The following is a 25,717-nucleotide window of genomic DNA, read 5'->3' on the forward strand; positions in this document are numbered from 1 at the left end:
TCCCGCACGGTCCCAGGATCTTCCCGCATGCGGGGACGCCAACCGGCCGGCGGACTGCTACGAGGTCGCCGGCGGGCCGAAACCTGCTGCCGCCAGCACCTTCGCACCCGTGGCGCCGGTGACAAGGGCGACGAAGGCCTTGCCTGCAGCGGCGTTCGGAGCTGCGTCGAGAACCGCGATCGGGTAGTGGTTGACCGCCTTCGAGGCTTCCGCGAAGTCGACGCCGGTCACCTTGCCGGCTGCGCCGAGCACGTCGGTCTTGTAGACGAGCCCGGCGTCCGCATCGCCGGACTCGACCTTGGTCAGCACCGCGGTGACACTCTGTTCGCGGCTGATCGGCGTGACGGTGACTCCCGCAGCCTTGAGGGCCGTCTCGGCCGCGGCGCCGCAGGGCTGGGCCACGGCACACAGGTCGACGTTCAGGCCGGCCGCGGTCAGATCCTTGAGCCCGGCGATCTTCTTGGGATTTCCCGCTGCCACGGCGATCTGGAGCGTGTTGGTGGCGAACTCGGTCGGCGTGGCGGTGATCAGCTTCGCCGCCGTCACCTTGGCCATGTTCTTCTTGTCGGCAGACGCGAACACGTCAACCGGGGCGCCACCGATCAGCTGGGTGGCGAGCACAGCGGACCCATCGAAGGAGAACGAGACCTTGACGCCCGGGTTCTCCTTCTCGAACTCGGCGCCGAGCGCGGTGAAGGTCTTCTTGAGCGACGCGGCCGCGTCCACCACCACCGTCCCGGTCAACGCCACCGCCGGGCTGGACACCGGAACCGAGGAGGCCGGCGCCGAGACGGCGGGCGCGCTCGAGGAACTGGTCGAGACCGCAGCGCTGGTGCCGGATGTGGTGGTCGCGGTGCTGGAGGTCGAGGAGCAGGCGGTCAGCACCAGGGCAGCGGCCGCGATCGCGCCGACGAGCCGGGCACCGATCAATCGAGCAGATCTCACGATCGTCCTTTCGGGGTTTCAACGATGACCGTGGTGGCCTTGACCACCGCAACTGCCAGCGAGCCGACCTTCAGGTCCAGCTCACGCACCGCTTCACTGCTCATCAGGGAGACCACACGGTGTGGTCCGCACTGGATCTCTACCTGGGCCATCACCTTGTCGGTGATCACCGAGGTGACCAGACCGACGAACTGGTTGCGCGCCGACCGGCCGACACCGGACGGATCGGCAACGCTGTGGGCATGGTTCTGGGCGAACAATGCCAGTTCTGCTCCGTCAACCACCGACCTGCCCGCGGCGTCCTTGGTAGCCGTCAACGATCCGGCGTCCACCCACCGACGGACCGTGTCGTCGCTGACCCCGAGCAAGCCGGCGGCCTCACTGATACGGAACTGCGTCATGAGCGACACAGTAGTACCGCAGATACGGAACTTCGCATCCACCGCGATCAAGGTGTGATCGTGCCGTCATGGTGGCGGGTCCGGGCGAACCGCGCTTTACTGGGGGGGGTGTCGCGGAACGGTCCTGGCCAGCCCGAACTCCTGCGCGCCCACTCGGCCTTCCTGGAGACCGGAACCGTGGACTCCCGGATCCGCTCGCTGGTCGCGGCTTCCTGGCGTCGTTCCGTCGACGCCGGCATCAACGCCGAGCACGATCTGGCACCGGTCACCCTCGACAACAGGGCGCTGGCCGACTACCGCGGCGAGCACCGCCTGTCCCGGGTCTTCCCGCTGCTGTACGACATCCTCGGGCGGATTGCGGAGGACTGCGAGTGCGTGATGGCCCTCGGGGACGAGAAGGGTCAGCTGCTGTGGGTCTGCGGCCAACCCGGCGTGCTCCGCAGGGCGGAGGCCATTAACTTCGCCGAGGGCACCTCGTGGGACGAGAAGTTCGTGGGGACCAACGCTCCCGGCACCGCACTCCGGCTGGACGCGCCCGTCGTCATCGAGGCTGCCGAACACTTCAACCGATCCGTCCAGCACTGGAGTTGCGCAGCAGCACCGATCCACGATCCGGCGACGCAGGCCATCCTGGGCGTCCTGGATATCACCGGCAGCGACGACGTCGCCTCGCCGCAGACCTTGGGCATGGTCCGGGCGGCCGCCCGGATGGCCGAGATCGAGCTGGCCAGGATCAGTGCCGTGGAGTCCGTCGCCAAGCCGACAACCCGTCGCCTCTCCTCGGTCTCGGCGAGAACCGTTGCACCGCTGGCCGTCCAGGCTCTCGGCCGCCCCGACTGCTCGGTGATGATCGGCGGCCGAGTCATCCGGCTGAGTCCTCGTCACAGCGAGATCCTGGTGCTCTTGATGGACCGGCCGGAAGGCATCACCGGCGAGCAGCTCGAGATCCAGGTGTACCCGGAGGACGTCCACCGGTCCACCATGCGATCGGAGATGACGAGGTTGCGCACCCTGCTGGACGCCGATCTGTTGCAGTCCCGCCCCTACCGGCTGGTGGGGCCGGCGCAGGGTGACTGGCAGCAGGTCGCCGCCCACCTGGAGGCCGGCCGGGCGGAGGACGCGGCCGCCGCCTATCGAGGCCCGCTCCTGCCGTACTCCGAATCTCCGGGGGTCGTGGAGATTCGCGATCGGCTGCACCGTCGGGTGCGGGCCGCCCTGCTCACCTCCGAGGTCCCTGATCTGATGGCTTCCTGGACCCGTACCCGCTGGGGTGCAGAGGATCTCGTCATGTGGAGACGTCAGGCCGAGTTGCTGCCCTGCACCTCCCCGCTACGGGCCGTTGCCACTTCCGAGGCACAACGACTCGACCGCGAGCTGGGTCTGCGCTGACTGCAGCGTCCCCTCTGACGGTTGCAGCCTTGTTGCAGCGTTGCCGCTCCTAGTCTTCGACTCGACCCGGGACAACCGGGCCGTCAGACGCGTCCGCCTGTGCCGTCATCCGGCCGAGGGCGGTAGGACAAGGAGGTCACGCGATGCCCGTATTCACCGCACCAGGACAGCCCGGCAGCACGGTCACCGTGCAGAGCCGCTACGAGAACTACATCGGCGGCGAGTGGGTCGCTCCCGTCAAGGGCGAGTACTTCGAGAACCCGTCGCCCGTCAACGGAAAGGCCTTCACCGAGGTCGCTCGCGGCACGGCCGAGGACATCGAACTCGCGCTCGACGCAGCGCACGGTGCCGCTCCGGCCTGGGGCCGTACGTCGTACACCGAGCGCGCGATCATCCTCAACAAGATCGCCGATCGCCTGGAGGCCAACCTCGAGATGATCGCGGTCGCCGAATCCTGGGAGAACGGCAAGCCGGTCCGCGAGTGCCTGGCGGCCGACATCCCGCTGGCCATCGACCATTTCCGCTACTTCGCCGGGTGCATCCGCGCTCAGGAGGGGAGCCTGACGCAGATCGACGGCGACACCGTCGCCTACCACTTCCAGGAGCCGCTCGGCGTCGTCGGGCAGATCATTCCCTGGAACTTCCCGATCCTGATGGCCGTGTGGAAGCTCGCGCCGGCCCTGGCCGCCGGCAACTGCGTCGTCCTGAAGCCGGCCGAGCAGACCCCCTGGTCGATCCTCAAGCTGATCGAACTGGTCGGCGACCTGCTCCCGGCCGGAGTGCTGAACATCGTCAACGGATTCGGCGTCGAGGCCGGCAAGCCGCTCGCGTCCTCGAGTCGCATCGCCAAGATCGCGTTCACCGGCGAGACCACCACCGGCCGGCTGATCATGCAGTACGCCAGCCAGAACATCATCCCGGTCACCCTGGAGCTCGGCGGCAAGAGCCCCAACGTCTTCTTCGCCGACGTGGCGGCCGAGCAGGACGCGTTCTACAACAAGGCCCAGGAGGGCTTCGCGCTCTTCGCGCTGAACCAGGGCGAGGTCTGCACCTGTCCGTCCCGCGCACTCGTGCAGAGCTCGATCTACGAGAAGTTCATGTCCGACGCGGTGGCCAGGGTCGAGAAGATCATCCAGGGCAACCCGCTGGACACCGACACCATGATCGGTGCGCAGGCGTCCAACGACCAGCTCGAGAAGATCCTGTCGTACATGGACATCGGCAAGCAGGAGGGCGCGAAGGTCCTCACCGGCGGCGCGCGCAACGAGCTCGGCGGCGACCTGGCCGGCGGGTACTACGTGCAGCCCACCATCTTCGAGGGCAACAACTCGATGCGGGTGTTCCAGGAGGAGATCTTCGGCCCGGTCGTCTCGGTCACCTCGTTCGACGACGAGGCCGACGCCATCAAGATCGCCAACGACACCCTGTACGGCCTGGGCGCGGGCGTCTGGAGCCGTGACGGTGCGCGTGCCTACCGGGCCGGCCGCGGGATCCAGGCCGGCCGGGTCTGGACGAACTCTTACCACGCCTACCCGGCGGGTGCTGCGTTCGGCGGCTACAAGGCTTCCGGTATCGGCCGCGAGAACCACCGGATGATGCTGGATCACTACCAGCAGACGAAGAACCTGCTGGTGTCGTACTCTCCCGACGCTCTCGGATTCTTCTAGACCGTGACCGATCTGAGCGTTCAGCAGACGCGCATCGGCCTCACCGAGGCTGCCGCGCGTCTGCTGCTCAAGATGACAGACCGTCACGGCCCCTTGATGTTCCATCAGTCGGGCGGCTGCTGCGACGGCTCCTCGCCGATGTGCTACCCGGACGGCGACTTCCTGACCGGCGACGCCGACATCCACCTCGGTGACCTGCCGGTGCCGGGCCTGGAACGGCCGGTCCCGTTCTGGATGTCGGTCGCCCAGTACGAGTACTGGAAGCACACCTATCTGACCGTCGATGTCGTCCCCGGCCGGGGCAGCGGCTTCTCCGTCGAGGCGCCCGAGGGCGTTCGCTTCATGATCCGGTCGAGGCTCATGACGGACGATGAGGCCAGGCACTTCGGTCTCGTCTGAGCCTGCCAGCTGCTGTTCCACGCGCAGTTGCGGAGCCATTTCACGGTCGTCGACGCTGTCGTTTACCTTCTGGGACAACAACATCAACCAGGAGGAAATCATGCGTCTGTCCACCCGCAACCAGCTGTCCGGGACCGTCACCGAGGTCAAGCTGGGTGCCGTCATGGCGTCGGTCAAGGTCAAGCTGGACGGCGGCGAGCAGATCGTCACGGCGTCCATCACCACGGAAGCCGTCGAGGAGCTGGGCCTGGCGGCCGGCGTCGCCGCGACCGTGCTGGTCAAGTCGACCGAGGTCATGCTCGGCGTCGAGTAGAGCTTTTTGTGGCCCCGCCGGACCGGTCGATCGAGGCCCGTCCGGTTGGAGTCCGTTCGGCTGGGTAAATTGTTCGACATGACCTCAACCGAAGCAGCAATGAAATTCGGCACGTTCATCCCGCAGGGCTGGCGCCTGGATCTGGTGGGCATCGAGCCGGCAGATCAGTGGGCGACGATGTCCCGGCTGGCGCAGCGCGCCGACGCCGGGCCCTGGGAGTCCATCTGGGTGTACGACCACTTCCACACCGTCCCGGTCCCGACGGACCAGGCCACTCACGAGGCGTGGACGCTGATGGCCGCTTTCGCGGCCTCCACCTCCCGGGTCCGACTCGGGCAGATGTGTACCTGCATGGCCTACCGCAACCCGGCGTACCTGGCGAAGGTGGCAGCGACCGTCGACATCATCTCCGGCGGCCGTACCGAGATGGGGATCGGCGCGGGCTGGTACGAGCACGAGTGGCGGGCCTACGGGTACGGGTTCCCTTCCGCCGGTGATCGCCTCCGCGCACTGGACGAGGGCGTCCAGATCATGCAGCAGGCCTGGACCACCGGGACCGCTACGTTCGCGGGCAAATACTTCACCGTCGACGGCGCCATCGTCCGACCCCAGCCGCTGCAGGCCGGTGGCATCCCGATGTGGATCGCGGGTGGCGGCGAGAAGGTCACTCTGCGGATCGCCGCGAAGTACGCGCAGTACACCAACTTCGACGGCACCCCAGAGGGTTTCGCGGCGAAGTCAGCGTTGCTGGAGGGGCATTGCACCGACGTCGGGACGGACTTCGGCGCCATCACCCGGTCCGCCAACTACAACGTGGCGATCGGATCCACCGAGGCCGAGGTGGCAGATCGTCGGGCCTGGAGCCTCGATCACTACACCAAGCAGATCGGCGCCGAACGAGCCGCGGCCGCCGTCGCGCAGAACTCCACCGGCGCCTGCGTCGGCACCCCCGAGCAGATCGTTGAGAACCTGCAGGCGATGAAGAAGCTGGGCATGACGTACGCGATCGTCAATTTCCCGGAACTCGCCTACGACTCCTCCGGCCAGGAACTCTTCGAGAAAGAGGTCATCCCCGCGCTGCTGGCGTCCTAGCCGCCGTAGCTGTAGCGGCGTTCGGCCGGGGCCGCGCGACGGACGTCCGGCTGCGGCGCGGCTCGGGTTGTAGACCCCCCACCGCGGCCGGCCCGAGGTCAGCAGGCAGCCAGGGCCGGACCTGACTTGACCGTGGCGCGGGTACGGGCAGCCTGGGCGAGATCGCCGAGTACAGCCGCGGTCTCGTCCCAGCCCATGCAGGCGTCGGTGACGCTCTGGCCGAAAACGAGGCCAGGCGGGCCGGCGTCGGTCAGATTCTGGCGACCGGGCTGCAGGAAACTCTCCAGCATGATGCCGGAGATCGGATCCCCGTCCGCGACCTGGGCGGCAAGCTCGCCGGCGACCGCAACCTGACGGACGTGATCCTTGCCGCTGTTGGCATGGCTGGCGTCGACGACGACACGGCACGGCCGGCCGGCTTTCTCGAGCAGCGCAACGGCGGCGGCAATGTCGGAGCTCGTGTAGTTCGGTCCGGTCTTTCCGCCGCGGAGGATGACGTGGCCGTACTCGTTGCCGAACGTCGAGACCACGCAGGCGCTGCCCTCGTCATCGATCCCGAAGAACACCTGGGACTGGCCTGCGACCATGGCGCCGTCCACTGCCACCTGCACGTCACCGTCCGTCGCGTTCTTGAAACCGATGGGCATCGACATGCCTGACGCCAGCTGACGGTGGATCTGGCTCTCGGTGGTGCGGGCTCCGATTGCGCCCCAGCTGATGGCGTCGGCGATGTAGTGCGGGCTGGTCGGCTCGAGGAACTCGCAGCCCACCGGAAGTCCCAGTTCGACGATGCCCAGCAGCAACGCGCGGGCCATCCGCAGACCCTCTGCGACGTCATGGGTGCCGTCCAGGTGCGGGTCGTTGATCAGGCCCTTCCAGCCGCCGGTCGAGCGGGGCTTCTCGAAGTAGACCCGCATGACGATCAGCAGATCATCCGTGTGCTCGCGGGCCAGGGGCGCGAGACGGCCGGCGTATTCCAAGGCGGCCACCGGGTCGTGCACGGAGCACGGCCCGACGACGACCATCAGGCGATCGTCTTCGCCGTTCAGCACCGCTTCGATCTCACGTCGGCTCGCCGCGACGCTGTTCTCACCCGCGGCCGACAGCGGCAGCATCTCGCGCAGCACCGACGGCGACAGCAGCGGTTCGAAACTGCTGATCCGCAGGTCCGACGTTTGTGGTGACATGTTCATCCCTCTTGATCATGACGGGATGTCCAGGCCAGCCCGTCTTGGAAACGACGAAAGGCAGGGACATCGTGTCCCTGCCTTGTGGCTCTGGAGTTATCGCGGTCGCGTTAAGCGGTTGTCTCCTCCAGAGCCAACTCAAAATACGCATACCAGCGACGTGTCATGCGGTAACAGTACATCGGGATTTCGGATAGACCGGACACCACCGTCCGGCACCGGCGGTAATGCCCGCTGGGCCGCGCCCGCACACAGTCCGCCAGCAGATATCAGCCGCACAAAGTCCGCCAGCCGATACCGGCCGCACATACAGAAGTGCCCGTTTTCGGTCCGTCGGGAGCGAAAACGGGCACTTCTGTCTGCGCCGGGCATTTCCGTATGCGCCCAACCGGCCCAGCGCCGCCCAACCGGGCCAGCGCCGCCCAACCGGGCCAGCGCCGCCCAACCAGCCGGATGCGCCGCCCGGCGAGCCGGCGGCGCCAAGCCGGCTGGGCGGGGTCAGCCGACGGCTGCGAGCACCGCGCGCTCGGTGAGGACGCGGGCCAGGTGCTCCCGGTAGTCAGCGGCGGCGGAGGTGTCGTCGACGGGCGAGGTGCCGTCGGCAGCCGCGGCCGCGGCGGCCTTGATCGCCTCGGCCGTTGCCGGACCACCGATCAGGGCAGCCTCGACGGAGGAGGCGCGGATCGGCACCGGCCCCATGTTCGTGAGACCGACCCTCGCGGCGCTGACCGTTCCGTCTGTCACCTGAATCGCGGCGGCCACCGAGACGATCGACCAGGACTGGGCGACCCTGGTGAACTTCTCGTAGTGCGCACCCCACCCTGCGTAGGAGGGGAACCTGATGGACACGAGCAACTCGTTCTCGGCGACTGCGGTGGTGAAGTAGTCCTCGAAGAAGTCCGCCGCACCCACCGATCTACGTCCGTCAGGGCCGGCGATCTCGAATACCGCGTCGAGGGCAACCGCCACTGCCCCGAGATCACCGGCGGGATCGGCGTGCACCAATGCCCCGCCGAGGGTCCCGCGGTGCCGTACCTGCGGATCCGCGACAGTGGCCGAGGTCTTCGACAGCAATGCGATGTGCTTGCCGATGATCGGGTCGTTGACGACGTCGTGGTGCGTCGTCATGGCGCCGATCACCACGCTGTCGCCGTCCAGCCGGACCCCGGTCAGCTCGGAGATCTTGCGCAGGTCGACGATCATCCCCGGGGCCGCGAGCCGTAGACGCAGCACCGGAACCAGCGATTGCCCGCCAGCCAGAATCTTGCCCTCGTCGCCGGCTTCGGCGAGCGCCGCCAGGGCGGACTCGATCGAATCGGGCGCGACGTAGTCGAACGAAGACGGGATCATTCCGAGCCTCCAAGAGCAACGCCGGTGGACAGCACACCTTCGGCCGGGCCGGCCACAACGGGCGCCGCATCCGGGGCCGTCGAAGCACCGGCCCTGGCATCCTGGATGGCACGCCAGACGCGCTGGGGGGAGCACGGCATCTCGACGTCCTTCACCCCCAGGTGACGGACGGCGTCGATCACGGCGTTGACCACGGCCGGGGTCGAGGCGATGGTGCCGGCCTCGCCGACCCCCTTGGCGCCCAACGGGTTCGTCGTGGCCGGGGTAACGGTGCGACCCAAGGTGAACGACGGCAGATCGGCGGCACTCGGCAGCAGGTAGTCGACGAACGTGCCGGAGGTCAGCTGTCCGTCCTCGGAGTACTGGGCCTCCTCGAACAGCGCCTGCGCGATGCCCTGCGCCAGACCGCCGTGCATCTGGCCGTCGGCGATCAACGGGTTCACGACCACGCCGATGTCGTCGACGCAGACGTAGGAGCGGATCTCGACCTTGCCCGTCTCGGTGTCGACCTCCATCGCACACAGGTGGGTGCCGTGCGGGTAGGAGAAGTTCTCCGGGTCGAAGGTGGCCTCGGAGTCCAGATTCGCCTCCACCCCGTCGGGCAGGTTGTGCGCGGCGAAGGCCGCCCAGGCGATCTCGCCGATGCCCATCGACGTGTCGGTGCCCTTCACGGAGAACTTGCCGGACGCGAACTCGATGTCATCCTCCGACGCCTCCATCAGGTGAGCCGCGATGATCTTGGCCTTGGCGATCACCTTCTGGGAGGCCATCACGATGGCTGCTCCGCCGACCACCAGCGAACGGGACCCGTAGGTGTCCATGCCTCGTGGTGAGGACTGGGTATCCCCGTGGATCACCTCGACGTTCTCGAAGGGCACACCGAGCTGGTCGGCGACGATCTGGGACCAGGCCGTCTCGTGACCCTGTCCGTGCGCGGTCGCGCCGGTGATCACCTCGACGCCACCGGTGGGCAGCATCCGGATCGACGCGGACTCCCAGCCACCGGCCGCGTAGGCCAGCGAGCCGAGCAGCCGTGACGGTGCCAGACCGCACATCTCGGTGAAGGTGGAGATGCCGATGCCGAGCTGGACCGGGTCACCGGACTCCCTGCGCCGCAACTGCTCTGCCCGCATTCCGTCGTAGTCGAACAGCTCCATCGCCTGGGCGGTGGCCGCCTCGTAATTGCCCGAGTCGTACGTCAGGCCCGAGATGGTGGTGAACGGGAACTCCTCGTGGGTGATCCAGTTCTTCTTCCGCAGCTCCATCGGTTCCATGCCGAGTTCGACCGCCAGCTCGTCCATCATCCGCTCGACGCCGAACGTCGCCTCCGGACGGCCGGCACCCCGGTAGGCGTCCGTCAGGGTCTTGTTGGTGAAGACGTTCGTGCAGGTGAACCGGTACGCGGGAATCTTGTAGATGGCGTTGAACATGAACGCACCGAGGATCGGCACCCCGGGGCCGACCGTGCCGAGGTAGGCACCCATGTCAGCCAGCAGGTCGACGTCGAAACCGGTGATGGTGCCGTCTTTCCGAGCCGAGATCTTGAGCCGCTGGATCTGGTCGCGCCCGTGGTGCGCCGACAGCAGCGACTCGGATCTGGTCTCGGTGAACTTCACCGGCTTGTTCATCTTCCGGGCGACCATCAGCGTGATGATCTCCTCGGGCGTCACCTGCAGCTTGCCGCCGAAACCACCTCCGACGTCGGGCGCGATGACGCGGAGCTTGTGCTCCGGGATGCCCTGGGACAGCGCGATGAGAACCCTGAGCACGTGCGGGATCTGGGTGGCGGACCACATGGTGATCTGCTCGGAGGTCGGGTCGACGACCGTCGACCGCGGCTCCATGAAGGCCGGGATCAGACGCTGCTGGCGGAAGACCCGCTCGACGACGACCTGGTCGGGGTCGGCCTCAGCGTCTGCGAGGGCCTTGACCACGTCGCCGCCGGTACCCGCACCGGCGGAATCGAAGGCCCAGACGGCGTTCTGGTTGGTACCCAGCTCGGGATGGACCAGCGTGGAGCCCTCGGCGAGCGCCGCCTGCATGTCGAGCACGACCTCGAGCGGCTCGTAGTCGATCTCGATGGCTTCGAGGGCGTCGACGGCCTCCGCCTTGGTCCGAGCCGCCACCACCGCCACGATCTCGCCGGCGAACTTGACGGCCTCGACCGCAACGGGCAGCCGCACCGGGGATTTCATGTCCGGGGTGATCGGCCACGCGCAGGGCAGTCCACCCTGCTCCGGGAAGTCGGCCCCGGTCCAGGCGCCCACCACTCCGGGGGAGTCGAGAGCACCGGCCACCGAGATGGAAGAGATCTTCGCGTGCGCGTAGGGCGAGCGCAGCAGCGCCAGATGCACCATGCCGTTGAGCACGATGTTGTCGGTCCAGCGGGTACGACCGGTGATCAGGTGGGCGTCCTCCTTACGACGACGCTCCTTGCCGACCTCCATCACCGGGGCGTCGGCCGCGGTGTCGAGAGTGGCTGTCATCGCAGGGTTCCCGTCTCGTCGGTCGGGGCGGCACCGGCACTGGCCAGCGACTTGCCCGACATCTCGCCGGCGGCTGACTGCACGGCCGCCACGATGTTCTGGTAGCCGGTACAGCGACAGAGGTTGCCCTCCAGGCCTTCCCGGATCTCGTGCTCGGTCGGGTTCGCGTTCTCCGACAGCAGGGAGATCGACTGCATGATCATCCCTGGGGTGCAGTAGCCGCACTGCAGGGCGTGGCACTGGTGGAACGCCTTCTGCACCGGGTGCAGTTCATTCCCCTTGGCCAACCCTTCCACGGTGGTGACCTCGCCACCGTCGGCCTGGACGGCCAGGACGGAGCAGGACTTCACGCTCTTCCCATCCAGGTGCACGGTGCAGGCACCACAGTTGCTGGTATCGCAACCGATGACGGTTCCCACCTTTCCCAGTTTTTCGCGGAGATACTGGACCAGCAGCATCCGGGGCTCGACGTCGTCGGAGTACTTCACTCCGTCGACCTTGACCGACAGGGCCGTCATGGGCATTCCCTCTTCTTTGCGGGTGGGTGAGACATGTGCTCGAGCGGGTGGGCGGGTGGGAAGCTGCGGTGATCCCGGTCGGAGTGGGTACTGACGAGGCGGCGGCTTCTGCAGCACCAAACGTGACCGTGATCACGACGATGCCCGCAAGATCGACTCCTCGCAACTAGTAGTTCCGACGGTCCGCACCAGCGGCTGGAGTATTCTGGAACTACCGCATCTGCGGACATTCTCCCGTACTTACGAGATGACTTCCACAGCCACGTCATGATCAGCACCACCCCGTCGACGCACCGCTCAGGCCGACCGTTCGCCGACCTCGCCTTTGGCCAGCACCGCCCGATCGGCTGCCGCCCGTCCGGCCTGCCATCCACGGGAGTCGACCCTGGTGGCCCGGGCGGCGGTGGTGCTCGGAAACAGCCGGGCGAACTCCGTTTCCACCGCCGCGGACTTCCGGACGAGCACGGGGAGCAGGTCCTGGCCGCGGGATACCGACTCCTCCTGCTGCGCATGCTCTTCGGCCACCGAGAGACGTTCGCCGATGCGGTTCGCATAGGACAGCAGGAAGGCCCGCCGGAAGGACGGGGCCCGGTCGAGCCGGTGTCCACCCGTCGACGCGGCGCCGGCCTCGGTCATCGCCCGGGTGGCCTGGACCAGCAGCGAGGTGAACAGCATCTCCGCCAGGTCCAGATCGACGGGAAGGCCGACGATCGTGGCGATGCCGTACCGGTCGTCCCAGATGGCCTTGACCCGGTTGACCTTGCCGACGGTGGCCAGCAACTGGGCCTTCGTCTGAGCGTACGGATTGTCCACATGGACACGTCTGGAACGAATTTCGAACTCGTCACCGGCGTCGGCCAGGAGAGCCTCGTCGATCGAGTACCTGGTCATTAGGTCCTGGGCCTTCTCGGTGAAGGCATCGGCCTCCGCCGCGAACTCGGTGGCCTCCGCCTTGGCCAGCAGCGCCCTGATGGTGGTCAGCTTCCGCGGATCGTGCCCCGACTCCGGGCGGGGCCCCGTCCGCGTGACGCGACGGGACGGCCAGGCGGAGGGGGGCGGGCCCAACCGGGACATGGGCGCGACTTCGAGCAGGCGGGCGAGGACGATCAATACGTCGTGCCAGGCGTCCCAGATGCTCTGCCCCGCAAGGCTTTTTGCTTGCAGGACATTCCAGGGGATCGCCGTGGCGATGACACCCGGCAACCGGTGGCCGGCCACCTCCTCCACCTGCGACAACCAGTCCTCCGGGGCACGCAGGGCGGCTCCGGTGTCGCCCGCTTGGCGTTCCACCGCCTCCGCGACGACCCTGGCCGCCCTGGCACCCGCCAGCCGGCGCAGCACGTGAACGAGATCCAGCGGCTGCCAGCCGTGCTCGTAGGCTTTGCCCACCTGCATGAGCACCGCCCGGCCCACCGCCAGCTCAGCGACGTGGGTGTCCGCGGCGGCCCCCGTCCCGGAGAAGACCACCAGGTCGCGCACCGCATCGTCCAGCGCCCTCGGATCGTCGATCACCGTGACTGCGGCCCGCATCAGCTCGACCGCGCGGACCAACGGATCCGGCTCGGCACCGGGCGCTGCTGCCCCCACGCCCGCCCGACCCGCGAAGCCGGCGGCCAGGAAATCGGCGTCGGCATTCTGACCCGCAGTAGGCGCGGTAGGCGCAATAGGCGCAGTGGACTCGGTCGGCCGAGTCGCCTGCCGCCCACGTGCGCCGAACGGCGGGCCGACCTGTGCCGCCCGCGCCTTGCGCTTGGCGGCCCGGCGTTGCTGATTGTTCTTCCCCATGTCCGTCAGTGTGAGGCACAGGACCGACAGGGACCCCAGACCGACCGACCTGGCAAGGCTTCTGTCTACCTCGCAACGCCCGCAGCCGTTGCCAGGACCATGCCGACCTTGCCGAGACGGCCGGGGCCGTTGCCCAGACGGCCGGTACAGCCCAGACCGATCTACCACGCAGCGAGCGTCAGCCCGCCACAGCAGTCGCGATCGGCTCGCGGTGGATCGCTCCGTGCAGGCCGGACAGCGGACGTCCCCCACCGTCCCAGCGGCGGGCGATGATCTCCGCCGCGATCGACACCGCGGTCTCCTCGGGCGTCCTGGCCCCCAGGTCGAGACCGATCGGCGACGACAGCCGCGCCAGCTGCTCCGGCGTGACACCCGCGGCAGCCAGTTGGTCGAGCCGGTCCTGGTGCGTCCGGCGCGAACCCATCGCACCGACGTACGCAACAGGCAGGGTGAGAGCCGCGGCCAGCACCGGGATGTCGAATTTCGGGTCGTGGGTCAGCACGCAGATCACCGTGCGGTGGTCAAGGGTGCCGACCTGCGAGGCCAGGTACCGGTGCGGCCAGTCGACGACGACCTCGTCGGCATCGGGGAACCTCCGCACGGTCGCGAACACTTCGCGGGCGTCGCAAACGGTGACCCGGTAGCCGAGGAAGCTGCCGACCCTGGCCACCGCGGCGGCGAAGTCGATCGCGCCGAACACCAGCATGCGCGGGGCCGGGGCGAAGCTGGAGACGAAGATCCGCAGACCCTCGCCGAGCCGCTCGCCGTCGGGCCCGTACGTCAGGATCGTCGTCCGGCCGGAAGCCAGCAGACCACGGGCGTCGTCGGTGACGGCATCGTCGGTGCGGAGCGACCCCAGACTCCCCGACCGGCGGTCCGGCCAGATCACCAGGTGGCGGCCGAGCTGGTCGGCCGAGCCCTCGATGACGGTGGCCAGCGCGACCGGGACGTCCTGCTCGATCGCCTCGGCCAGCGCGCCGAACTCGGGGAACGACGTGCGCGAGACCTGCTCGGTGAAGATGTCGATGATCCCGCCGCAGGTCAGGCCGACTGCGAACGCGTCGTCATCGGAGACGCCGTACCGCTGCAACACCGGCTCGGCACCGTCCCGGACGGCCGTGCCCAGCTCGTAGACGGCCCCTTCGACGCACCCTCCCGACACCGATCCGACGGCCGTGCCATCCGGTCCGACGAGCATCGACGCACCCGCAGGGCGCGGCGCCGACCGGTAGGTGCCGACGACGGTCCCGACGCCGACCGGCTCGCCCGCGTCCCACCACCGCATCAGATCGGTGATCACGTCACGCATCTCGCAGCACCTCCAGCAGCTCTTCCAGGGTGGCCAGGGAATGTCCCGCGAGAAACGAGTCGACGTGGGGCAGCACTGCCACGATGCCAGTCTGCACCGGAAGATAGCCGTCCTTGCCCTTGTGGGGGTTGACCCAGACCAGCAGGCGACTCAGCCGGCGGAGGCGCCGGACCTGCTCGGCGAGCAGATCGGCGCCGCCCCGCTCCCACCCGTCGGAGAACAGCACCACCACCGCGCCCCGCGCGGTTCCACGCTGCCCCCACCGGTCGGTGAAGGCGCGGAGCACCTCACCGAGCCTGGTGCCCCCGGAGAAATCGGGGATGACGTCGGCGGCGGCACGCAGCGCCGCGTCCGGGTCGGCCGACCTCAGGGCCCTGGTGATCCGGGACAGCCGGGTGCCGATCGTGAACACTTCCGTCGCGCCCGGCTGCCGGCGCACCAGCACGTGGGCGAACCGCAGAAGCGCGTCGGCGTAGGGCGCCATCGATCCCGACACGTCGACCAGCAGCACCAGTCGTCGCGGCGCGAGGCCCTTGCGGTGTCGTTGCAGCAGCCCCGGCTCTCCGCCGGAGGTCAGCATCGCCCTCACGGTCCGCCGGACGTCCACGGGCCCTCGCCTGGCCGGCCGCAACCGGCGGGACGGACGCTGCGGGAGGCCCGGCCGCAGGAGTGCCAGCATCTCGGCCAACTCGCCTCGTTCCTGAGCCGACAAGCCGCCGAAATCCCTGTGCCGCAACACTTCTGTGGCAGCCGCATTGGCCCTCATCGGCGGCGGGGCATCGCCCTCCTCGTCGCCGTCGTCACCCTCCTCGCGCAGCATCGGCGCCAGCGCAGAGGTGGGCGCCGGACGCGGCAACCGGGGGCCGACCGGCGCTGTGCGGGTGGTGAAGTAGGCGTCGAAAACGCTGTTGTAGACGGCGATGTCCTCCTGCGAGGAAACGAGCGAGAGGCGTCCCGCCCAGTAGACGTCGCCCGCCCGACCGACCGACAGCGAGGCCACCGCGGACAGGAAGCCCGCCGCCCGTTCCGGCCCGACCGACACCCCGGCGGCGGCCAACGTGCGAGTGAAGGCCGTCAGGACGATGGTGCCGTCCCGGCCCTCGACCCAGCCCGGAACCCCCGGGTACACAGCGGACGTCATCGCCCGGCCCGGTCAGCGGGCCAGCAGTTCGGACAGCCCGCCGGCCACGACCCGGTCCATGTCCTCGCGGTACTTGAGGACGGCGCCGAGCGTCATGGCGGCCGACTGCGGATCGAGCTGCCGGCAGCCGAGGGCCTGCAGGGCCATCGCCCAGTCGATCGACTCGGCCACCCCGGGAGGCTTGAGCAGATCGGCCTCCCGCAGCCTGGCCACCGCCGACGCCACCTGGGCGGCCAGCGCAGCCGTCACCTCCGGAAGTCGGCGACGCAGGATCGCCACCTCGCGGTCCAGCGACGGGTGCTCGACCCAGTGGTAGAGGCAGCGACGCTTGAGGGCGTCATGCACATCCCGGGTCCGATTCGACGTCAAGATCACCAAGGGGGGGTCGGTAGCGCGAATGCGGCCCAATTCGGGGATCGTCACCGCGAAATCGGAAAGAGACTCGAGCAGGAATGCCTCGAATTCGTCGTCGGCCCGATCGATCTCGTCGATCAGCAATACCGACCCCGGGCTGCGCAGCGCTCTCAGAATGGGCCGGGCCACCAGGAAACGTTCGCTGTAGAGCTCGTTCTCGACACGTTCGAGGTCGAACTCGGCATTCACCGACGCACCGACCTCGGCCGCCCGCAGGTGCAGGACCTGCCGGGGAAAGTCCCAGTCGTACAGTGCCTGGGCCGCATCGATTCCCTCGTAGCACTGCAGGCGGATCAGCTCCGTGCCGCGGGCCTGCGCGAGCGCGGAGGCAAGGGCCGTCTTGCCCACACCCGCCTCACCTTCCAGCAGCAGCGGGCGACGCAGCGCGTCGGCAAGAAACGCTGCGGTGGCAATTCCGGTATCCGGTAGGTAACCGGCCTTCTCCAGAGCGACCGCCACACTCTGCGGATCAGGGAATACGGTCCTGGCCGGGTCGGGAAATGCCGTCATGGGATCCACTATGAACCATCTGAACTTCGAGGCCCGACGGCGAGCCGGTTACTCTTGCTTCATGACGACCACCGCCCTCGGCATCCCGCTGTTCGGGGTGCGGGGTGGCCGCGGCGGGTCGGCCGCCGACCAGCGGGACGGCCTGCCCCACTCCTCGCGTCCGGATCGACCAGGCCTGATCGACAGCCACGGACGTCAGGCGATCGACCTTCGCGTCTCGCTGACCGACAAGTGCAACCTGCGGTGCACCTACTGCATGCCGGCCGAGGGACTCGACTGGCTCCCCGGCCAGGAGCTGCTGACCGACGCCGAACTACTGCGCCTGATCGGCATCGCGGTCGGCCGGCTCGGGGTCACCGAGATCCGTTTCACCGGCGGAGAACCGCTGCTGCGCAAGGGCATCCTGGGACTCGTGCAGTCCGTCGGAAGACTCCCGCAACGTCCGGAGATGTCGCTGACGACCAACGGCATCGGCTTCGCCCGCCGCGCGGCCGCCTTCGCCGCCGCCGGGCTCGACCGGGTCAACATCTCGATGGACACGCTTCAGCGGGACACCTTCAAGACGCTGACCCGTCGTGATCGTCATGCCGACGTGGTCGCCGCACTGGAGGGTGCAGTGGCCGCCGGTCTTGCCCCGGTCAAGATCAACACCGTGCTGCTGCGCGGGATCAACGACCACGAGGCAGCCGATCTGCTCGACTTCTCCATCGCCCGCGGGTACCACCTCAGGTTCATCGAGCAGATGCCGCTGGACGCCGGCCACGAGTGGAACCGGACCGCGATGGTGACCGCCGACGAGATCCAGGCGGCGCTCTCGGCGAGATTCACTCTCACGCCACACCCCCTGGCCAGGGCCGGGGCGCCCGCCGAACTGTTCACCGTGGACGGCGGGCCGGCCACGGTCGGCATCATCGCCTCGGTGACCCGACCGTTCTGCGGCGACTGCGACCGCACCCGGCTGACCGCCGACGGTCAGATCCGGAACTGCCTGTTCGCCCGCGGCGAGACCGATCTACGCGGAATGCTCCGTGGCGGCGGCACCGACGACGAGATCGCAGACGTGTGGCGCATGGCCATGTGGCGCAAACTGCCTGGCCACGGCATCAACGATCCAAGTTTCCTGCAACCAGATCGGCCGATGAGTGCGATCGGTGGATGATCCGGCGCCGCCGCAGGCTGCCGTCACCGTTCGATTCTTCGCCGCCGCCAGGGCTGCGGCCGGACTGGACGAGGAGCGGATCCTGGTGTCCGCGCCGGCCACAGTAGGTGACGTGCTGGAGGCGACCGTGTCGATCCACGGTGCAGGACTTGCCCAGGTGCTGCGCCGATGCTCGTACCTGTTGGACGAAACAGCCATCCACGGCCACGAAACGGCTGTCACCGACGGTGACGTCCTGGACGTGCTTCCGCCGTTCGCCGGAGGCTGATGCATCCTTTCGGGTGACTTCGGTATCAGGCTGGCGCAGTTCGACTCCTGCCAGCGTGCGGCAATCCGTGCGAGACGACCGAGGCGATTCGCGTGTCTACTTCCTGTGGCGGGCACGGGGACGCTAACGTTCGCTCGACGCGTTTGCTGCCCGTCATAGTGGGTACACCCGGTGCCCGCGCCAACTGGAGGTTCCTGTGTCCCAGCCCCCCGCCGGAGGGTACCCGCCTCCGGACTCGAACCAACCTGGCGGTTATCCGCCGCCGGCCCCCGGCTACCAGCCCCCGCCGGCCCCCGGCTACCAGCCCCCGCCGGCCCCCGGCTACCAGCCCCCGCCCGCCTACACCCCGACGCCCGCACCGGGTGGCTACCAACCTCCCCCGGCGCCGGGTTACGCCCCGCCGCCCGCCGGCGGATATGCGCCACCGCCCGGCGGATACCCGCCGCCGGCTGCCGGTTACCAGCCGCCGGCTCCGGCCTACGGCGGCCCGCCCGCCCCGGCCGGCGGCGGCATGCCGTCGGTCGACATCTCGAAGGTCACGGTCATCGGCTGGGGAGTCATCGGCGCTGCGTTCCTGACGCTCATCGCCAGCTTCTTCAACTTCTGGTCCGTCTCGTTCAGCGGGCAGCTCTCCGCCTACGCATCCAGCAGCGGACTCAGCGGGTGGACCAGCTGGTGGTGGCTACCTGTGCTGCTTGCGCTGGCCGTGGGTGTCGTCTACGCCCTGACCCTGTTCGGCATCATCAAGCCTGGCCCGATCAAGCCGGAATTCCTCTTCTACGGCGCGCTCGGGTCATTCGTCCTCATGGTCATCGTGCTGATCCTCACGTTCTCCTACGGTGGCTCCTACTACAGCTCCGATCTGGGCGGCGTTTCGGCCGGACCCGGATTCGGCGTCTGGTTCGCTGTCGTCACGACTCTCGCGCTGGCCTACTTCACGGCGCTGTCCGTGCAGTCCAAGGGCGGCAAACTGCCGTTCAAGGTGCCGGGACCGGCTCTGTAGTCCTCACCTCTGCGATGAAGGGCCGTGACCATCCAGGTCACGGCCCTTCATCGTCCTTCCGATCTCCGTCAGGCCACCGCCCCACCACCGTCAGACCTCCGCCGAACCACCTTCAGGCCGACCCGACCCACTCGTCGGCGCCGTCGGCGAAGACCTGCCGCTTCCAGACCGGCAGTCGTCGTTTCACTTCGTCCACCAGATCGGAACAGGCCGTGAACGCCTCACCGCGGTGAGCGGCGGACACGGCCGCGGCCAGCGCGACGTCGCCGATGGCCAGCAGCCCGTACCGATGGGTCACCGCGACCGCGACAATGCCTTCCCTGGCTGCGATCTCGGCCGCCACCTCGGCGACGATCGTGCCCGCGGTCGGGTGCACCTGGTATTCCAGCTCGGCCACCGACCTTCCATCGTCGTGGTCACGGACCACCCCGGCGAAGTTCACCGTGGCACCGGCCTGCGCCGCCTGGACCGCAGCGTGGTGCGCAGCGATGTCCAGGACCTCCAGGGTGACCCCGGCGATGGCGACCGTCCCGACCATCAGACGCCGCCTCCCGGCCGGTGATCTCCGCCCGAGATCTGTTCCAGCGCATGGGCCATGACCCGGTACAGCACGCCCAGCCCATCCTTGACGCCACCGGTGGATCCCGGCAGGTTGACGATGAGGGTCCGCGTGGCGACGCCGACGATCCCCCGGCTGAGCATCGCGGTCGGAACCGCGTCCCCGCCGGCCCGCCGGATCGCATCAGCCAGTCCCGGCACCTCGTAGTCGATGACGGCGGCCGTCGCCTGTGGTGTGCGGTCGGACGGGGATAGTCCGGTGCCGCCGGACGTCAGCACCAGATCGGCGCCGACCGCCTTGCGCAGTTCTGCCTCCACCTGCGGACCGTCGGCGACGACGATCGGGCCTTCGACGGCGAACCCCTTGTCGGCCAACCATTGTGCGATCACCGGACCGGTGCGGTCCTGGTAGACGCCGGTAGCCGCCCTGGTCGAGGCGATGATGACGACTGCAGATCTCTTCATGTGCTCACTTTTCCGGCCGGAGCCAGGTTCCCGTTTTCCCGCCGTCTTTGCGTTCGACCTGAACAGCGTCGAGCACCGCCGCCGGGTCGACCGCTTTGATCATGTCGTGCAGGGTCAGGCCCGCGACGGCGACCGCGGTGAGAGCTTCCATCTCCACACCGGTCCGATCCGTCGTCCGGACGGTGGCGGTGATGCCGACCGCGGTCTCGGTGAGCACCAGGTCGATCACCACACCCGAAAGAGCGATCGGGTGGCAGAGCGGGACGAGCTCCGGCGTCTTCTTCGCGGCCATGATCCCGGCGATGCGGGCCGTGGCCAGCGCGTCGCCCTTGGGCAGGTCGTCACGGCGCAGCAGGTCGATGACCTGGGCGGTGGTACGCACCCAACCGGTGGCGATCGCCGACCGCGCGGTCGGCCCCTTGTCGGCGACGTCGACCATCCTGGCGCGCCCGTGCTCGTCCGTATGCGACAGTGCTGATGGCTCTTCGCGCAAGCGCTCATCGCTGCCGCCGCTCCGCTCCACGCTCGTTCCTCGCTGCGCGACCGCTCCCTCGAGACTTGGCTCGCTCATGCGCCGGAGGTGGCGGCCGATTCCTTGGCGCCACCGGCCATTCGCTCGCCGTCGCGGGCGACCGCGACCACCGCGCGGGCCACCGCCTTGGCGACCTTCTCGTCGAACACGCTGGGCACGATGTACGAGGCGTTGAGCTGATCGGGGGCCACTACGTCGGCGATGGCGAGCGCGGCGGCGGTGAGCATCTCGTCGGTGATGATCCTGGCCTGGGCGTCGAGCAGACCTCGGAAGACACCGGGGAAGGCCAGCACGTTGTTGATCTGGTTCGGGAAGTCCGAGCGGCCGGTGGCGACGACGGCGGCGTGCTGCTGCGCCTCCAACGGGTCGATCTCCGGATCCGGGTTGGCCAGCGCGAAGACGATTGCCTTGTCGTTCATGCGCTGGACGTCCGCGCCGGTGATGATGTTCGGTGCCGACACCCCGATGAAGACGTCGGCGCCGACGATGGCGTCGTGGATCGACCCGACCTGCACGTCCTTGTTGGTCCTGCCGGCCACCTCGGCCAGGTTGGGGTCCATGCCCTCGCGACCGGAGTACACGATGCCCTTGATGTCGACGGCGATGATGTCGGCCGGAACCTGGTGCAGCAGTAAGCGGATGATCGCGTTGCCGGCCGCTCCGACACCGGAGATGACGACCTTGCAGTCGCGGATGTTCTTGCCGACGACGCGCAGTGCATTGCGCAGCGCGGCGATCACGACGATCGCCGTGCCGTGCTGGTCGTCGTGGAACACCGGGATGTCCAGCAGTTCCCGCAGCCGGCGCTCGATCTCGAAACACCGTGGTGCTGCGATGTCCTCGAGGTTGATCCCGCCGTAGACCGGCGCGATGAGCTGCACCGTGCGGATGATCTCCTCGGTGTCCGTGGAGTCGATGCAGACCGGCCAGGCGTCGACGCCGGCGAACTTCTTGAACAGGGCCGCCTTGCCCTCCATCACCGGCAGCGCGGCCGCCGGACCGATGTTCCCCAGCCCCAGCACCGCCGTGCCATCGGTGACGACGGCAACGGTATTGCGCTTGATCGTCAGGCGGCGGGCGTCGTCCGGGTTCTTGGCGATCGCCATGCAGACCCGGGCCACACCCGGCGTGTACGCACGGGAGAGGTCGTCGCGATTGCGGAGCGGAACCTTGGAGGTGACCTCGATCTTGCCGCCGAGGTGCACCAGGAAAGTCCGGTCCGACACCTTGCGGACCGAGACGCCGGGCAGCGAGTTGACCGCTTCCGTCATGGCCTCGGCGTGGTCGGCCGACAACGCATTTGCGGACAGGTCGACCACCATCAGTTCGGCGGTCGACTCGACGACGTCGAAGCCGGTGATGACCCCGCCTGCGCGGCCGACTGCGCTCGTCAGGTCGCCGGCGGCAGAGGCCGACGGCGGGGCCGCCACGCGCATGGTGATCGAGTACCCGGGCCCGGGGATGGCCATTGCTTGAAACCTTCCGTGAACTGTTCTCAACTGCGCTGTGCGGTGTTCGGTGCGCTGTTCTTCTTCGATGTCAGTGCCCGGGGCGGGCGCGGCGCACGGAATCGTGGTGCGGCACCGGCGCCGACGAGCAGTCTGAGGGTAGCCCGGTTCAAGCCTGCGGTTCGACGGAAGGCCGGGCGGGAGGACCCGACACGCGGCCGGCTCCGGCGCCGGCAGGAGCACCACGTCACAACTGAGCACCACGTCACAACTGGTCGGGTGAGTCCACGTCCCGGCCACCGCCGACGTCTCCGCACTCCACGAGCTGCACCGGTTGAGCCCGGAGGTAGTGACGGCCCCCGGCGTCGCCGACGCAATCGGAGATGACAGCCGTGAAATGGTCCCGCCCGATCAACACCGGATGGCCGGGACGGCCGTCGTACGCCGCCCTGGCCAGCAGTTGCGGAGCATGCTCAGAGCCTCTGGCCAGCTCCGTCAGGCGGTCGAGCACGGCAGTGGTGACATCCGGCAGATCGACGAGCATCACCAGTGCGACGTCGGAGGTGGTATCGAACACGGCCCGCAGCCCGGCGGCCAGACTCGACCCCATCCCGGACGGGTGGTCGGGGTTCACGACGGAGCGCATGCCCGATGGCAGCAGAGGCAGAACTCGCTCGGCCTCCGCGCCCACCACGACCACGATCTCGTCACAGCCGGCCATCGCGGCCAGGGTGGTCAGCACCCAGGGACCGCTGCCGGTGTCGACCAGTGCCTTCGGACTGCCGAACCGCCGACCGGAACCGGCCGCGAGCAGCAGCCCAGCGACGCGGGGTGCGGTCAGCGGTTGATGACGGTGGTGGGGTGGATGTAGGGCAGCTGGTCGCCGGGGATCGGGAACTCGAGCTCGCCGAACGGGGACAGCGCGCCCTGACGGTCGGCATTGAGCTCGTTCACCGCGTGGCCGCCCTCCTCGACGGCAGGCCAGGTGGGGTCAACACGCATCTTCTTCTTGCCGGCCATCGGTCCTCCTGGTGGTCGAGTTCATCCAGCCCTCGAGTAGTTCCTACTGGTCCCAGCCTACTGCCCGTCACCGGGGAGAACACCGCGCTGCGCCCAAGTACCGTTGACCTGATGCCCTCCACTCTGGAATGGCTGCGCAGCCGTGACGACGCAGCCCTCGTCGCCCTCGTGCGCGCGAGACCCGACCTGACCGTTCCCGCCCCAACGGACCTGTCGGTGCTGGCCCGACGGCTGGACAGTCCGCCGTCCGTCTGGCGGGCGCTGGAGTCGCTGAACCGCTTCTCCGTGCAGGTGCTGGAGTCCGTTGTCCTGCTCGCCGGGACCAAGGCGACCGCCTCTCCCGCCCAGGTGAAGGAGTTTCTCGGCAAACCGGCGCCGATCACCCAGGTCAGGAGGATCTTCGGGGAACTGGAGACGCTTGCCCTGATTCGCGGTGGCGACGAGGTGCGGCCCTCCCCGGCTGTGCCGTCCGCGATGGGCGAGTTCCCCGGCGGGTTCGGACCCAGCGGCCCACTCTCCGGCGATCGGCTGACCAAGGCTCTGGCCGCGGCTTCCGACGATGGCCGGGATCTGCTGTCCCGCCTGGCCCAGGGCCGGCCCCGCGGCTCCGTCGGCACGAGCGGACCGCTGGTCGCGCTGGTCCGGACCCTCGTCGACGCCGGCCTGCTGATCCGACTGGACGCCGGCACCGTTGTACTCCCCCGCGAGGTCGGGCTGGCGCTGCGCGGCGACGAACCGCTCGGTCCGGTGCACTGGCAGACCCCGCGCGTCGCCACCGTCGACAAGGGCAGCGCCACCGTCGACGGCACCGCTGCCGGACAGGCGATCGCCACCGTCGCGACGGCGAACCGGATGCTGGAACTGCTCGGCCGGATGCCTGCGCCGGTGTTGAAGTCCGGCGGCATGGGCGTCCGCGAGATGCGGCGCCTGTCCAAGGATCTCGACCTCGACCCGGGCCTGACTGCGCTGCATCTCGAGCTGCTGGCCGCCGCCGGGCTCATCGCCACCAGTGAGCCGCGGGCCAAGACGGCAGTCAACGCCTGGACCCCGACCAGGGCGGCGGACGACTTCGCCGACTCCGACGACGAACAGGCGTGGGCCCAGCTGGCCGCCACCTGGCTGGAGCTGCGTCGCGACCCGACGCGCACCGGTCAGCGGGACTCGGCCGGCAAGGTGCTGGCCGCCTTGTCGGCCGAGTTGTCCTGGGTGCGCGGGCCGGCCGATCGACGCTTCGTGCTGAGCGCCCTGGCGGGCCTGCCCCCTGGCACCGGGCTCGACGCGGACGGCCTGTCTGCCCTCCTGTCCTGGTCGGCACCGTTGCGCACCCCGGAGCGCCGGGATCCCATGGCCACCAACGTCATCGCTGAGGCGACTGCGCTAGGGGTGGTGGCCTTCGGCGCCCTCGCCGGTGCCGGGCGCGCCCTGCTCCAGCAGGATCAGGAGGCGGCAGCAGAGGCCCTGCGCGCCGCCCTCCCGGAACCGGTCGACACCGTCATGGTGCAGGCGGACCTGACGGTGGTTGCGCCCGGACGCCTGCTCCCGGACCTGGCCGCCCGGCTCGCCGCTGCCGCCGAGGTGGAGTCGTCCGGTAGCGCCACGGTGTACCGGGTGACGCCGGACAGCCTGCGCCGCGCCTACGACGGCGGTGCGTCGACGGCCGAGTTGCACGCCCTGTTCGAGAAGCACTCCATCACCGGCGTGCCGCAGGCCCTGACCTACCTCATCGATGACGTCGCCCGCCGGCACGGCGTCCTGCGCGTCGGCTCGGCGGCGGCCTACCTCCGGAGCGAGGACCCTGCCCTGATCGACCAGGCCATCGCACAGGCCACCGCGTCCGGGATGACCGTCCGCCGACTGGCCCCGACCGTCGCGATCTCGACCAGCCGGCTCGAGGATCTCCTGGAGCCGTTGCGATCCGCCGGTCTCGTCCCCGCTGCGGAGAACGCCTCGGGCGCCGTCATCGACCTGCGCGCTGCGCCACAACGAACCGGCGGCGTCGTGCTGACGCCGGCCCGTCGCCGCGAACCGCCGGTGCCGTCCGACGACCAGTTGATCGCGCTGGTCGAGAGGATGCGCAGCGCCGACGTGGAGATCGACGACCGGCAGAGCGGGCAGAGTCCGGCCGAGACCCTCGCCGTGCTCCGCCAGGCAGCGGAGAGGCGCGGCGCCGTCTGGATCGGGTACGTCGACTCCGAAGGTGGCACCACCCGCCGGATGATCGAGCCGGTCGCCGTCTCGGGTGGAGCCGTCGCCGCGTTCGACCGGCTGCGCGACCAGATGCGGACCTTCGCCCTGCACCGGATCACCGGGGTGCAGTCCGTCCCGGCGGGCGAACAGCCCGGCGACCGCGCCTGACCG

25 protein-coding genes are annotated in these 25,717 nt (G+C 68.9%); 9 read left to right on the forward strand and 16 right to left on the reverse strand.

Going from position 1 to position 25,717, the window contains the following annotated elements; all coding sequences use genetic code 11:
* Nucleotides 1–57: 57 nt before the first annotated feature.
* Complete coding sequence (modA, locus tag ABIB25_RS06350) at nt 58–945, reverse strand: molybdate ABC transporter substrate-binding protein (RefSeq protein ID WP_354527591.1); 888 nt, start codon at nt 943–945, stop codon at nt 58–60.
* Complete coding sequence (locus ABIB25_RS06355) at nt 942–1,346, reverse strand: TOBE domain-containing protein (RefSeq protein ID WP_354527592.1); 405 nt, start codon at nt 1,344–1,346, stop codon at nt 942–944. Before ABIB25_RS06355 ends, modA begins: the two co-directional genes overlap by 4 nt.
* A gap of 108 nt (nt 1,347–1,454) precedes the next feature.
* Here ABIB25_RS06355 and ABIB25_RS06360 point away from each other — a divergent pair, with 108 nt between their 5' ends.
* The 5 genes from ABIB25_RS06360 to ABIB25_RS06380 all read left to right on the forward strand — a co-directional run bounded on the left by ABIB25_RS06360 (nt 1,455) and on the right by ABIB25_RS06380 (nt 6,206).
* The gene (locus tag ABIB25_RS06360) at nt 1,455–2,735 is read left to right on the forward strand and encodes a helix-turn-helix domain-containing protein (RefSeq protein ID WP_354527593.1); all 1,281 of its coding nucleotides are present in this window, start codon (nt 1,455–1,457) and stop codon (nt 2,733–2,735) included.
* Between the two features lie 143 nt (nt 2,736–2,878).
* Nucleotides 2,879–4,402, forward strand: coding sequence for an acetaldehyde dehydrogenase ExaC (exaC, locus tag ABIB25_RS06365; protein WP_354527594.1), 1,524 nt, complete (start codon nt 2,879–2,881; stop codon nt 4,400–4,402).
* Between the two features lie 72 nt (nt 4,403–4,474).
* Nucleotides 4,475–4,801, forward strand: a complete 327-nt coding sequence (locus tag ABIB25_RS06370) for a DUF779 domain-containing protein (RefSeq protein WP_354527964.1) — start codon at nt 4,475–4,477, stop codon at nt 4,799–4,801.
* A gap of 100 nt (nt 4,802–4,901) precedes the next feature.
* Nucleotides 4,902–5,114 (forward strand): TOBE domain-containing protein, encoded by a 213-nt coding sequence (locus tag ABIB25_RS06375; protein ID WP_354527595.1) that lies wholly within the window; start codon nt 4,902–4,904, stop codon nt 5,112–5,114.
* 99 nt (nt 5,115–5,213) lie between these two features.
* On the forward strand, nt 5,214–6,206 hold the full coding sequence (locus tag ABIB25_RS06380) for an LLM class F420-dependent oxidoreductase (RefSeq protein WP_354527965.1): 993 nt from the start codon (nt 5,214–5,216) through the stop codon (nt 6,204–6,206).
* A 98-nt stretch (nt 6,207–6,304) separates the two neighbouring features.
* Here ABIB25_RS06380 and ABIB25_RS06385 read toward each other — a convergent pair whose 3' ends face one another.
* The 8 genes from ABIB25_RS06385 to ABIB25_RS06420 all read right to left on the reverse strand — a co-directional run bounded on the left by ABIB25_RS06385 (nt 6,305) and on the right by ABIB25_RS06420 (nt 16,906).
* A complete protein-coding gene (locus ABIB25_RS06385) occupies nt 6,305–7,399 on the reverse strand; it encodes a 3-deoxy-7-phosphoheptulonate synthase (protein WP_354527596.1) in 1,095 nt (364 codons plus the stop codon).
* 492 nt (nt 7,400–7,891) lie between these two features.
* Nucleotides 7,892–8,743 carry an FAD binding domain-containing protein gene (locus ABIB25_RS06390; RefSeq protein ID WP_354527597.1) on the reverse strand — a complete coding sequence of 284 codons (852 nt, stop codon included), beginning with the start codon at nt 8,741–8,743 and terminating at the stop codon, nt 7,892–7,894.
* Nucleotides 8,740–11,229 carry a xanthine dehydrogenase family protein molybdopterin-binding subunit gene (locus ABIB25_RS06395; RefSeq protein WP_354527598.1) on the reverse strand — a complete coding sequence of 830 codons (2,490 nt, stop codon included), beginning with the start codon at nt 11,227–11,229 and terminating at the stop codon, nt 8,740–8,742. The genes ABIB25_RS06390 and ABIB25_RS06395 overlap by 4 nt, the downstream gene beginning before the upstream one ends.
* Complete coding sequence (locus tag ABIB25_RS06400; protein ID WP_354527599.1) at nt 11,226–11,747, reverse strand: (2Fe-2S)-binding protein; 522 nt, start codon at nt 11,745–11,747, stop codon at nt 11,226–11,228. The genes ABIB25_RS06395 and ABIB25_RS06400 overlap by 4 nt, the downstream gene beginning before the upstream one ends.
* Nucleotides 11,748–12,044: 297 nt before the next feature.
* Nucleotides 12,045–13,532, reverse strand: a complete 1,488-nt coding sequence (locus ABIB25_RS06405; protein WP_354527600.1) for a DUF2786 domain-containing protein — start codon at nt 13,530–13,532, stop codon at nt 12,045–12,047.
* A gap of 178 nt (nt 13,533–13,710) precedes the next feature.
* Nucleotides 13,711–14,841, reverse strand: coding sequence for an XdhC family protein (locus ABIB25_RS06410; RefSeq protein ID WP_354527601.1), 1,131 nt, complete (start codon nt 14,839–14,841; stop codon nt 13,711–13,713).
* A complete protein-coding gene (locus tag ABIB25_RS06415) occupies nt 14,834–15,982 on the reverse strand; it encodes a vWA domain-containing protein (protein ID WP_354527602.1) in 1,149 nt (382 codons plus the stop codon). Before ABIB25_RS06415 ends, ABIB25_RS06410 begins: the two co-directional genes overlap by 8 nt.
* A 12-nt stretch (nt 15,983–15,994) precedes the next feature.
* On the reverse strand, nt 15,995–16,906 hold the full coding sequence (locus ABIB25_RS06420) for an AAA family ATPase (protein WP_354527603.1): 912 nt from the start codon (nt 16,904–16,906) through the stop codon (nt 15,995–15,997).
* A gap of 61 nt (nt 16,907–16,967) precedes the next feature.
* Here ABIB25_RS06420 and moaA point away from each other — a divergent pair, with 61 nt between their 5' ends.
* The 3 genes from moaA to ABIB25_RS06435 all read left to right on the forward strand — a co-directional run bounded on the left by moaA (nt 16,968) and on the right by ABIB25_RS06435 (nt 19,336).
* Complete coding sequence (moaA, locus tag ABIB25_RS06425; protein ID WP_354527604.1) at nt 16,968–18,065, forward strand: GTP 3',8-cyclase MoaA; 1,098 nt, start codon at nt 16,968–16,970, stop codon at nt 18,063–18,065.
* A complete protein-coding gene (locus ABIB25_RS06430) occupies nt 18,058–18,333 on the forward strand; it encodes a MoaD/ThiS family protein (RefSeq protein WP_354527605.1) in 276 nt (91 codons plus the stop codon). The genes moaA and ABIB25_RS06430 overlap by 8 nt, the downstream gene beginning before the upstream one ends.
* A 196-nt stretch (nt 18,334–18,529) precedes the next feature.
* Nucleotides 18,530–19,336 (forward strand): hypothetical protein, encoded by an 807-nt coding sequence (locus ABIB25_RS06435; protein ID WP_354527606.1) that lies wholly within the window; start codon nt 18,530–18,532, stop codon nt 19,334–19,336.
* A 112-nt stretch (nt 19,337–19,448) separates the two neighbouring features.
* On the opposite strand, the gene ABIB25_RS06440 is transcribed toward ABIB25_RS06435, so the two are convergent.
* The 6 genes from ABIB25_RS06440 to ABIB25_RS06465 form a co-directional block, all read right to left on the reverse strand.
* Nucleotides 19,449–19,874 (reverse strand): molybdenum cofactor biosynthesis protein MoaE, encoded by a 426-nt coding sequence (locus ABIB25_RS06440; RefSeq protein ID WP_354527607.1) that lies wholly within the window; start codon nt 19,872–19,874, stop codon nt 19,449–19,451.
* A complete protein-coding gene (locus tag ABIB25_RS06445; RefSeq protein WP_354527608.1) occupies nt 19,874–20,359 on the reverse strand; it encodes a MogA/MoaB family molybdenum cofactor biosynthesis protein in 486 nt (161 codons plus the stop codon). The genes ABIB25_RS06440 and ABIB25_RS06445 overlap by 1 nt, the downstream gene beginning before the upstream one ends.
* A 4-nt stretch (nt 20,360–20,363) precedes the next feature.
* Nucleotides 20,364–20,930 (reverse strand): cyclic pyranopterin monophosphate synthase MoaC, encoded by a 567-nt coding sequence (gene moaC, locus ABIB25_RS06450; RefSeq protein ID WP_354527609.1) that lies wholly within the window; start codon nt 20,928–20,930, stop codon nt 20,364–20,366.
* Nucleotides 20,927–22,360 carry an NAD-dependent malic enzyme gene (locus tag ABIB25_RS06455; RefSeq protein ID WP_354527610.1) on the reverse strand — a complete coding sequence of 478 codons (1,434 nt, stop codon included), beginning with the start codon at nt 22,358–22,360 and terminating at the stop codon, nt 20,927–20,929. The genes moaC and ABIB25_RS06455 overlap by 4 nt, the downstream gene beginning before the upstream one ends.
* A 244-nt stretch (nt 22,361–22,604) precedes the next feature.
* Nucleotides 22,605–23,180 carry a nucleotidyltransferase family protein gene (locus ABIB25_RS06460; protein ID WP_354527966.1) on the reverse strand — a complete coding sequence of 192 codons (576 nt, stop codon included), beginning with the start codon at nt 23,178–23,180 and terminating at the stop codon, nt 22,605–22,607.
* Nucleotides 23,177–23,359, reverse strand: a complete 183-nt coding sequence (locus tag ABIB25_RS06465; protein ID WP_502919757.1) for a hypothetical protein — start codon at nt 23,357–23,359, stop codon at nt 23,177–23,179. Before ABIB25_RS06465 ends, ABIB25_RS06460 begins: the two co-directional genes overlap by 4 nt.
* Before the next feature lie 111 nt (nt 23,360–23,470).
* Between ABIB25_RS06465 and ABIB25_RS06470 the strand changes: the two genes are divergently transcribed.
* Nucleotides 23,471–25,714 carry a helicase-associated domain-containing protein gene (locus tag ABIB25_RS06470; protein ID WP_354527611.1) on the forward strand — a complete coding sequence of 748 codons (2,244 nt, stop codon included), beginning with the start codon at nt 23,471–23,473 and terminating at the stop codon, nt 25,712–25,714.
* Nucleotides 25,715–25,717 lie beyond the last annotated feature (3 nt).

The sequence above is a fragment of the Nakamurella sp. UYEF19 genome (assembly GCF_040546275.1).
Lineage (GTDB): Bacteria > Actinomycetota > Actinomycetes > Mycobacteriales > Nakamurellaceae > Nakamurella.

What these genes read in the sequence shown, in the direction of transcription:
- ABIB25_RS06355 (WP_354527592.1), bottom strand. Translation starts at nt 1,346, where the DNA reads ATGACGCAGTTCCGTATCAGTGAGGCCGCCGGCTTGCTCGGGGTCAGC.
- exaC (WP_354527594.1), top strand. Translation starts at nt 2,879, where the DNA reads ATGCCCGTATTCACCGCACCAGGACAGCCCGGCAGCACGGTCACCGTG.
- ABIB25_RS06370 (WP_354527964.1), top strand. Translation starts at nt 4,475, where the DNA reads ATGACAGACCGTCACGGCCCCTTGATGTTCCATCAGTCGGGCGGCTGC.
- ABIB25_RS06375 (WP_354527595.1), top strand. Translation starts at nt 4,902, where the DNA reads ATGCGTCTGTCCACCCGCAACCAGCTGTCCGGGACCGTCACCGAGGTC.
- ABIB25_RS06380 (WP_354527965.1), top strand. Translation starts at nt 5,214, where the DNA reads ATGAAATTCGGCACGTTCATCCCGCAGGGCTGGCGCCTGGATCTGGTG.
- ABIB25_RS06385 (WP_354527596.1), bottom strand. Translation starts at nt 7,399, where the DNA reads ATGAACATGTCACCACAAACGTCGGACCTGCGGATCAGCAGTTTCGAA.
- ABIB25_RS06390 (WP_354527597.1), bottom strand. Translation starts at nt 8,743, where the DNA reads ATGATCCCGTCTTCGTTCGACTACGTCGCGCCCGATTCGATCGAGTCC.
- ABIB25_RS06395 (WP_354527598.1), bottom strand. Translation starts at nt 11,229, where the DNA reads ATGACAGCCACTCTCGACACCGCGGCCGACGCCCCGGTGATGGAGGTC.
- ABIB25_RS06400 (WP_354527599.1), bottom strand. Translation starts at nt 11,747, where the DNA reads ATGACGGCCCTGTCGGTCAAGGTCGACGGAGTGAAGTACTCCGACGAC.
- ABIB25_RS06405 (WP_354527600.1), bottom strand. Translation starts at nt 13,532, where the DNA reads ATGGGGAAGAACAATCAGCAACGCCGGGCCGCCAAGCGCAAGGCGCGG.
- ABIB25_RS06410 (WP_354527601.1), bottom strand. Translation starts at nt 14,841, where the DNA reads ATGCGTGACGTGATCACCGATCTGATGCGGTGGTGGGACGCGGGCGAG.
- ABIB25_RS06415 (WP_354527602.1), bottom strand. Translation starts at nt 15,982, where the DNA reads ATGACGTCCGCTGTGTACCCGGGGGTTCCGGGCTGGGTCGAGGGCCGG.
- ABIB25_RS06420 (WP_354527603.1), bottom strand. Translation starts at nt 16,906, where the DNA reads ATGACGGCATTTCCCGACCCGGCCAGGACCGTATTCCCTGATCCGCAG.
- moaA (WP_354527604.1), top strand. Translation starts at nt 16,968, where the DNA reads ATGACGACCACCGCCCTCGGCATCCCGCTGTTCGGGGTGCGGGGTGGC.
- ABIB25_RS06440 (WP_354527607.1), bottom strand. Translation starts at nt 19,874, where the DNA reads ATGGTCGGGACGGTCGCCATCGCCGGGGTCACCCTGGAGGTCCTGGAC.
- ABIB25_RS06445 (WP_354527608.1), bottom strand. Translation starts at nt 20,359, where the DNA reads ATGAAGAGATCTGCAGTCGTCATCATCGCCTCGACCAGGGCGGCTACC.
- moaC (WP_354527609.1), bottom strand. Translation starts at nt 20,930, where the DNA reads ATGAGCGAGCCAAGTCTCGAGGGAGCGGTCGCGCAGCGAGGAACGAGC.
- ABIB25_RS06455 (WP_354527610.1), bottom strand. Translation starts at nt 22,360, where the DNA reads ATGGCCATCCCCGGGCCCGGGTACTCGATCACCATGCGCGTGGCGGCC.
- ABIB25_RS06465 (WP_502919757.1), bottom strand. Translation starts at nt 23,359, where the DNA reads ATGGCCGGCAAGAAGAAGATGCGTGTTGACCCCACCTGGCCTGCCGTC.
- ABIB25_RS06470 (WP_354527611.1), top strand. Translation starts at nt 23,471, where the DNA reads ATGCCCTCCACTCTGGAATGGCTGCGCAGCCGTGACGACGCAGCCCTC.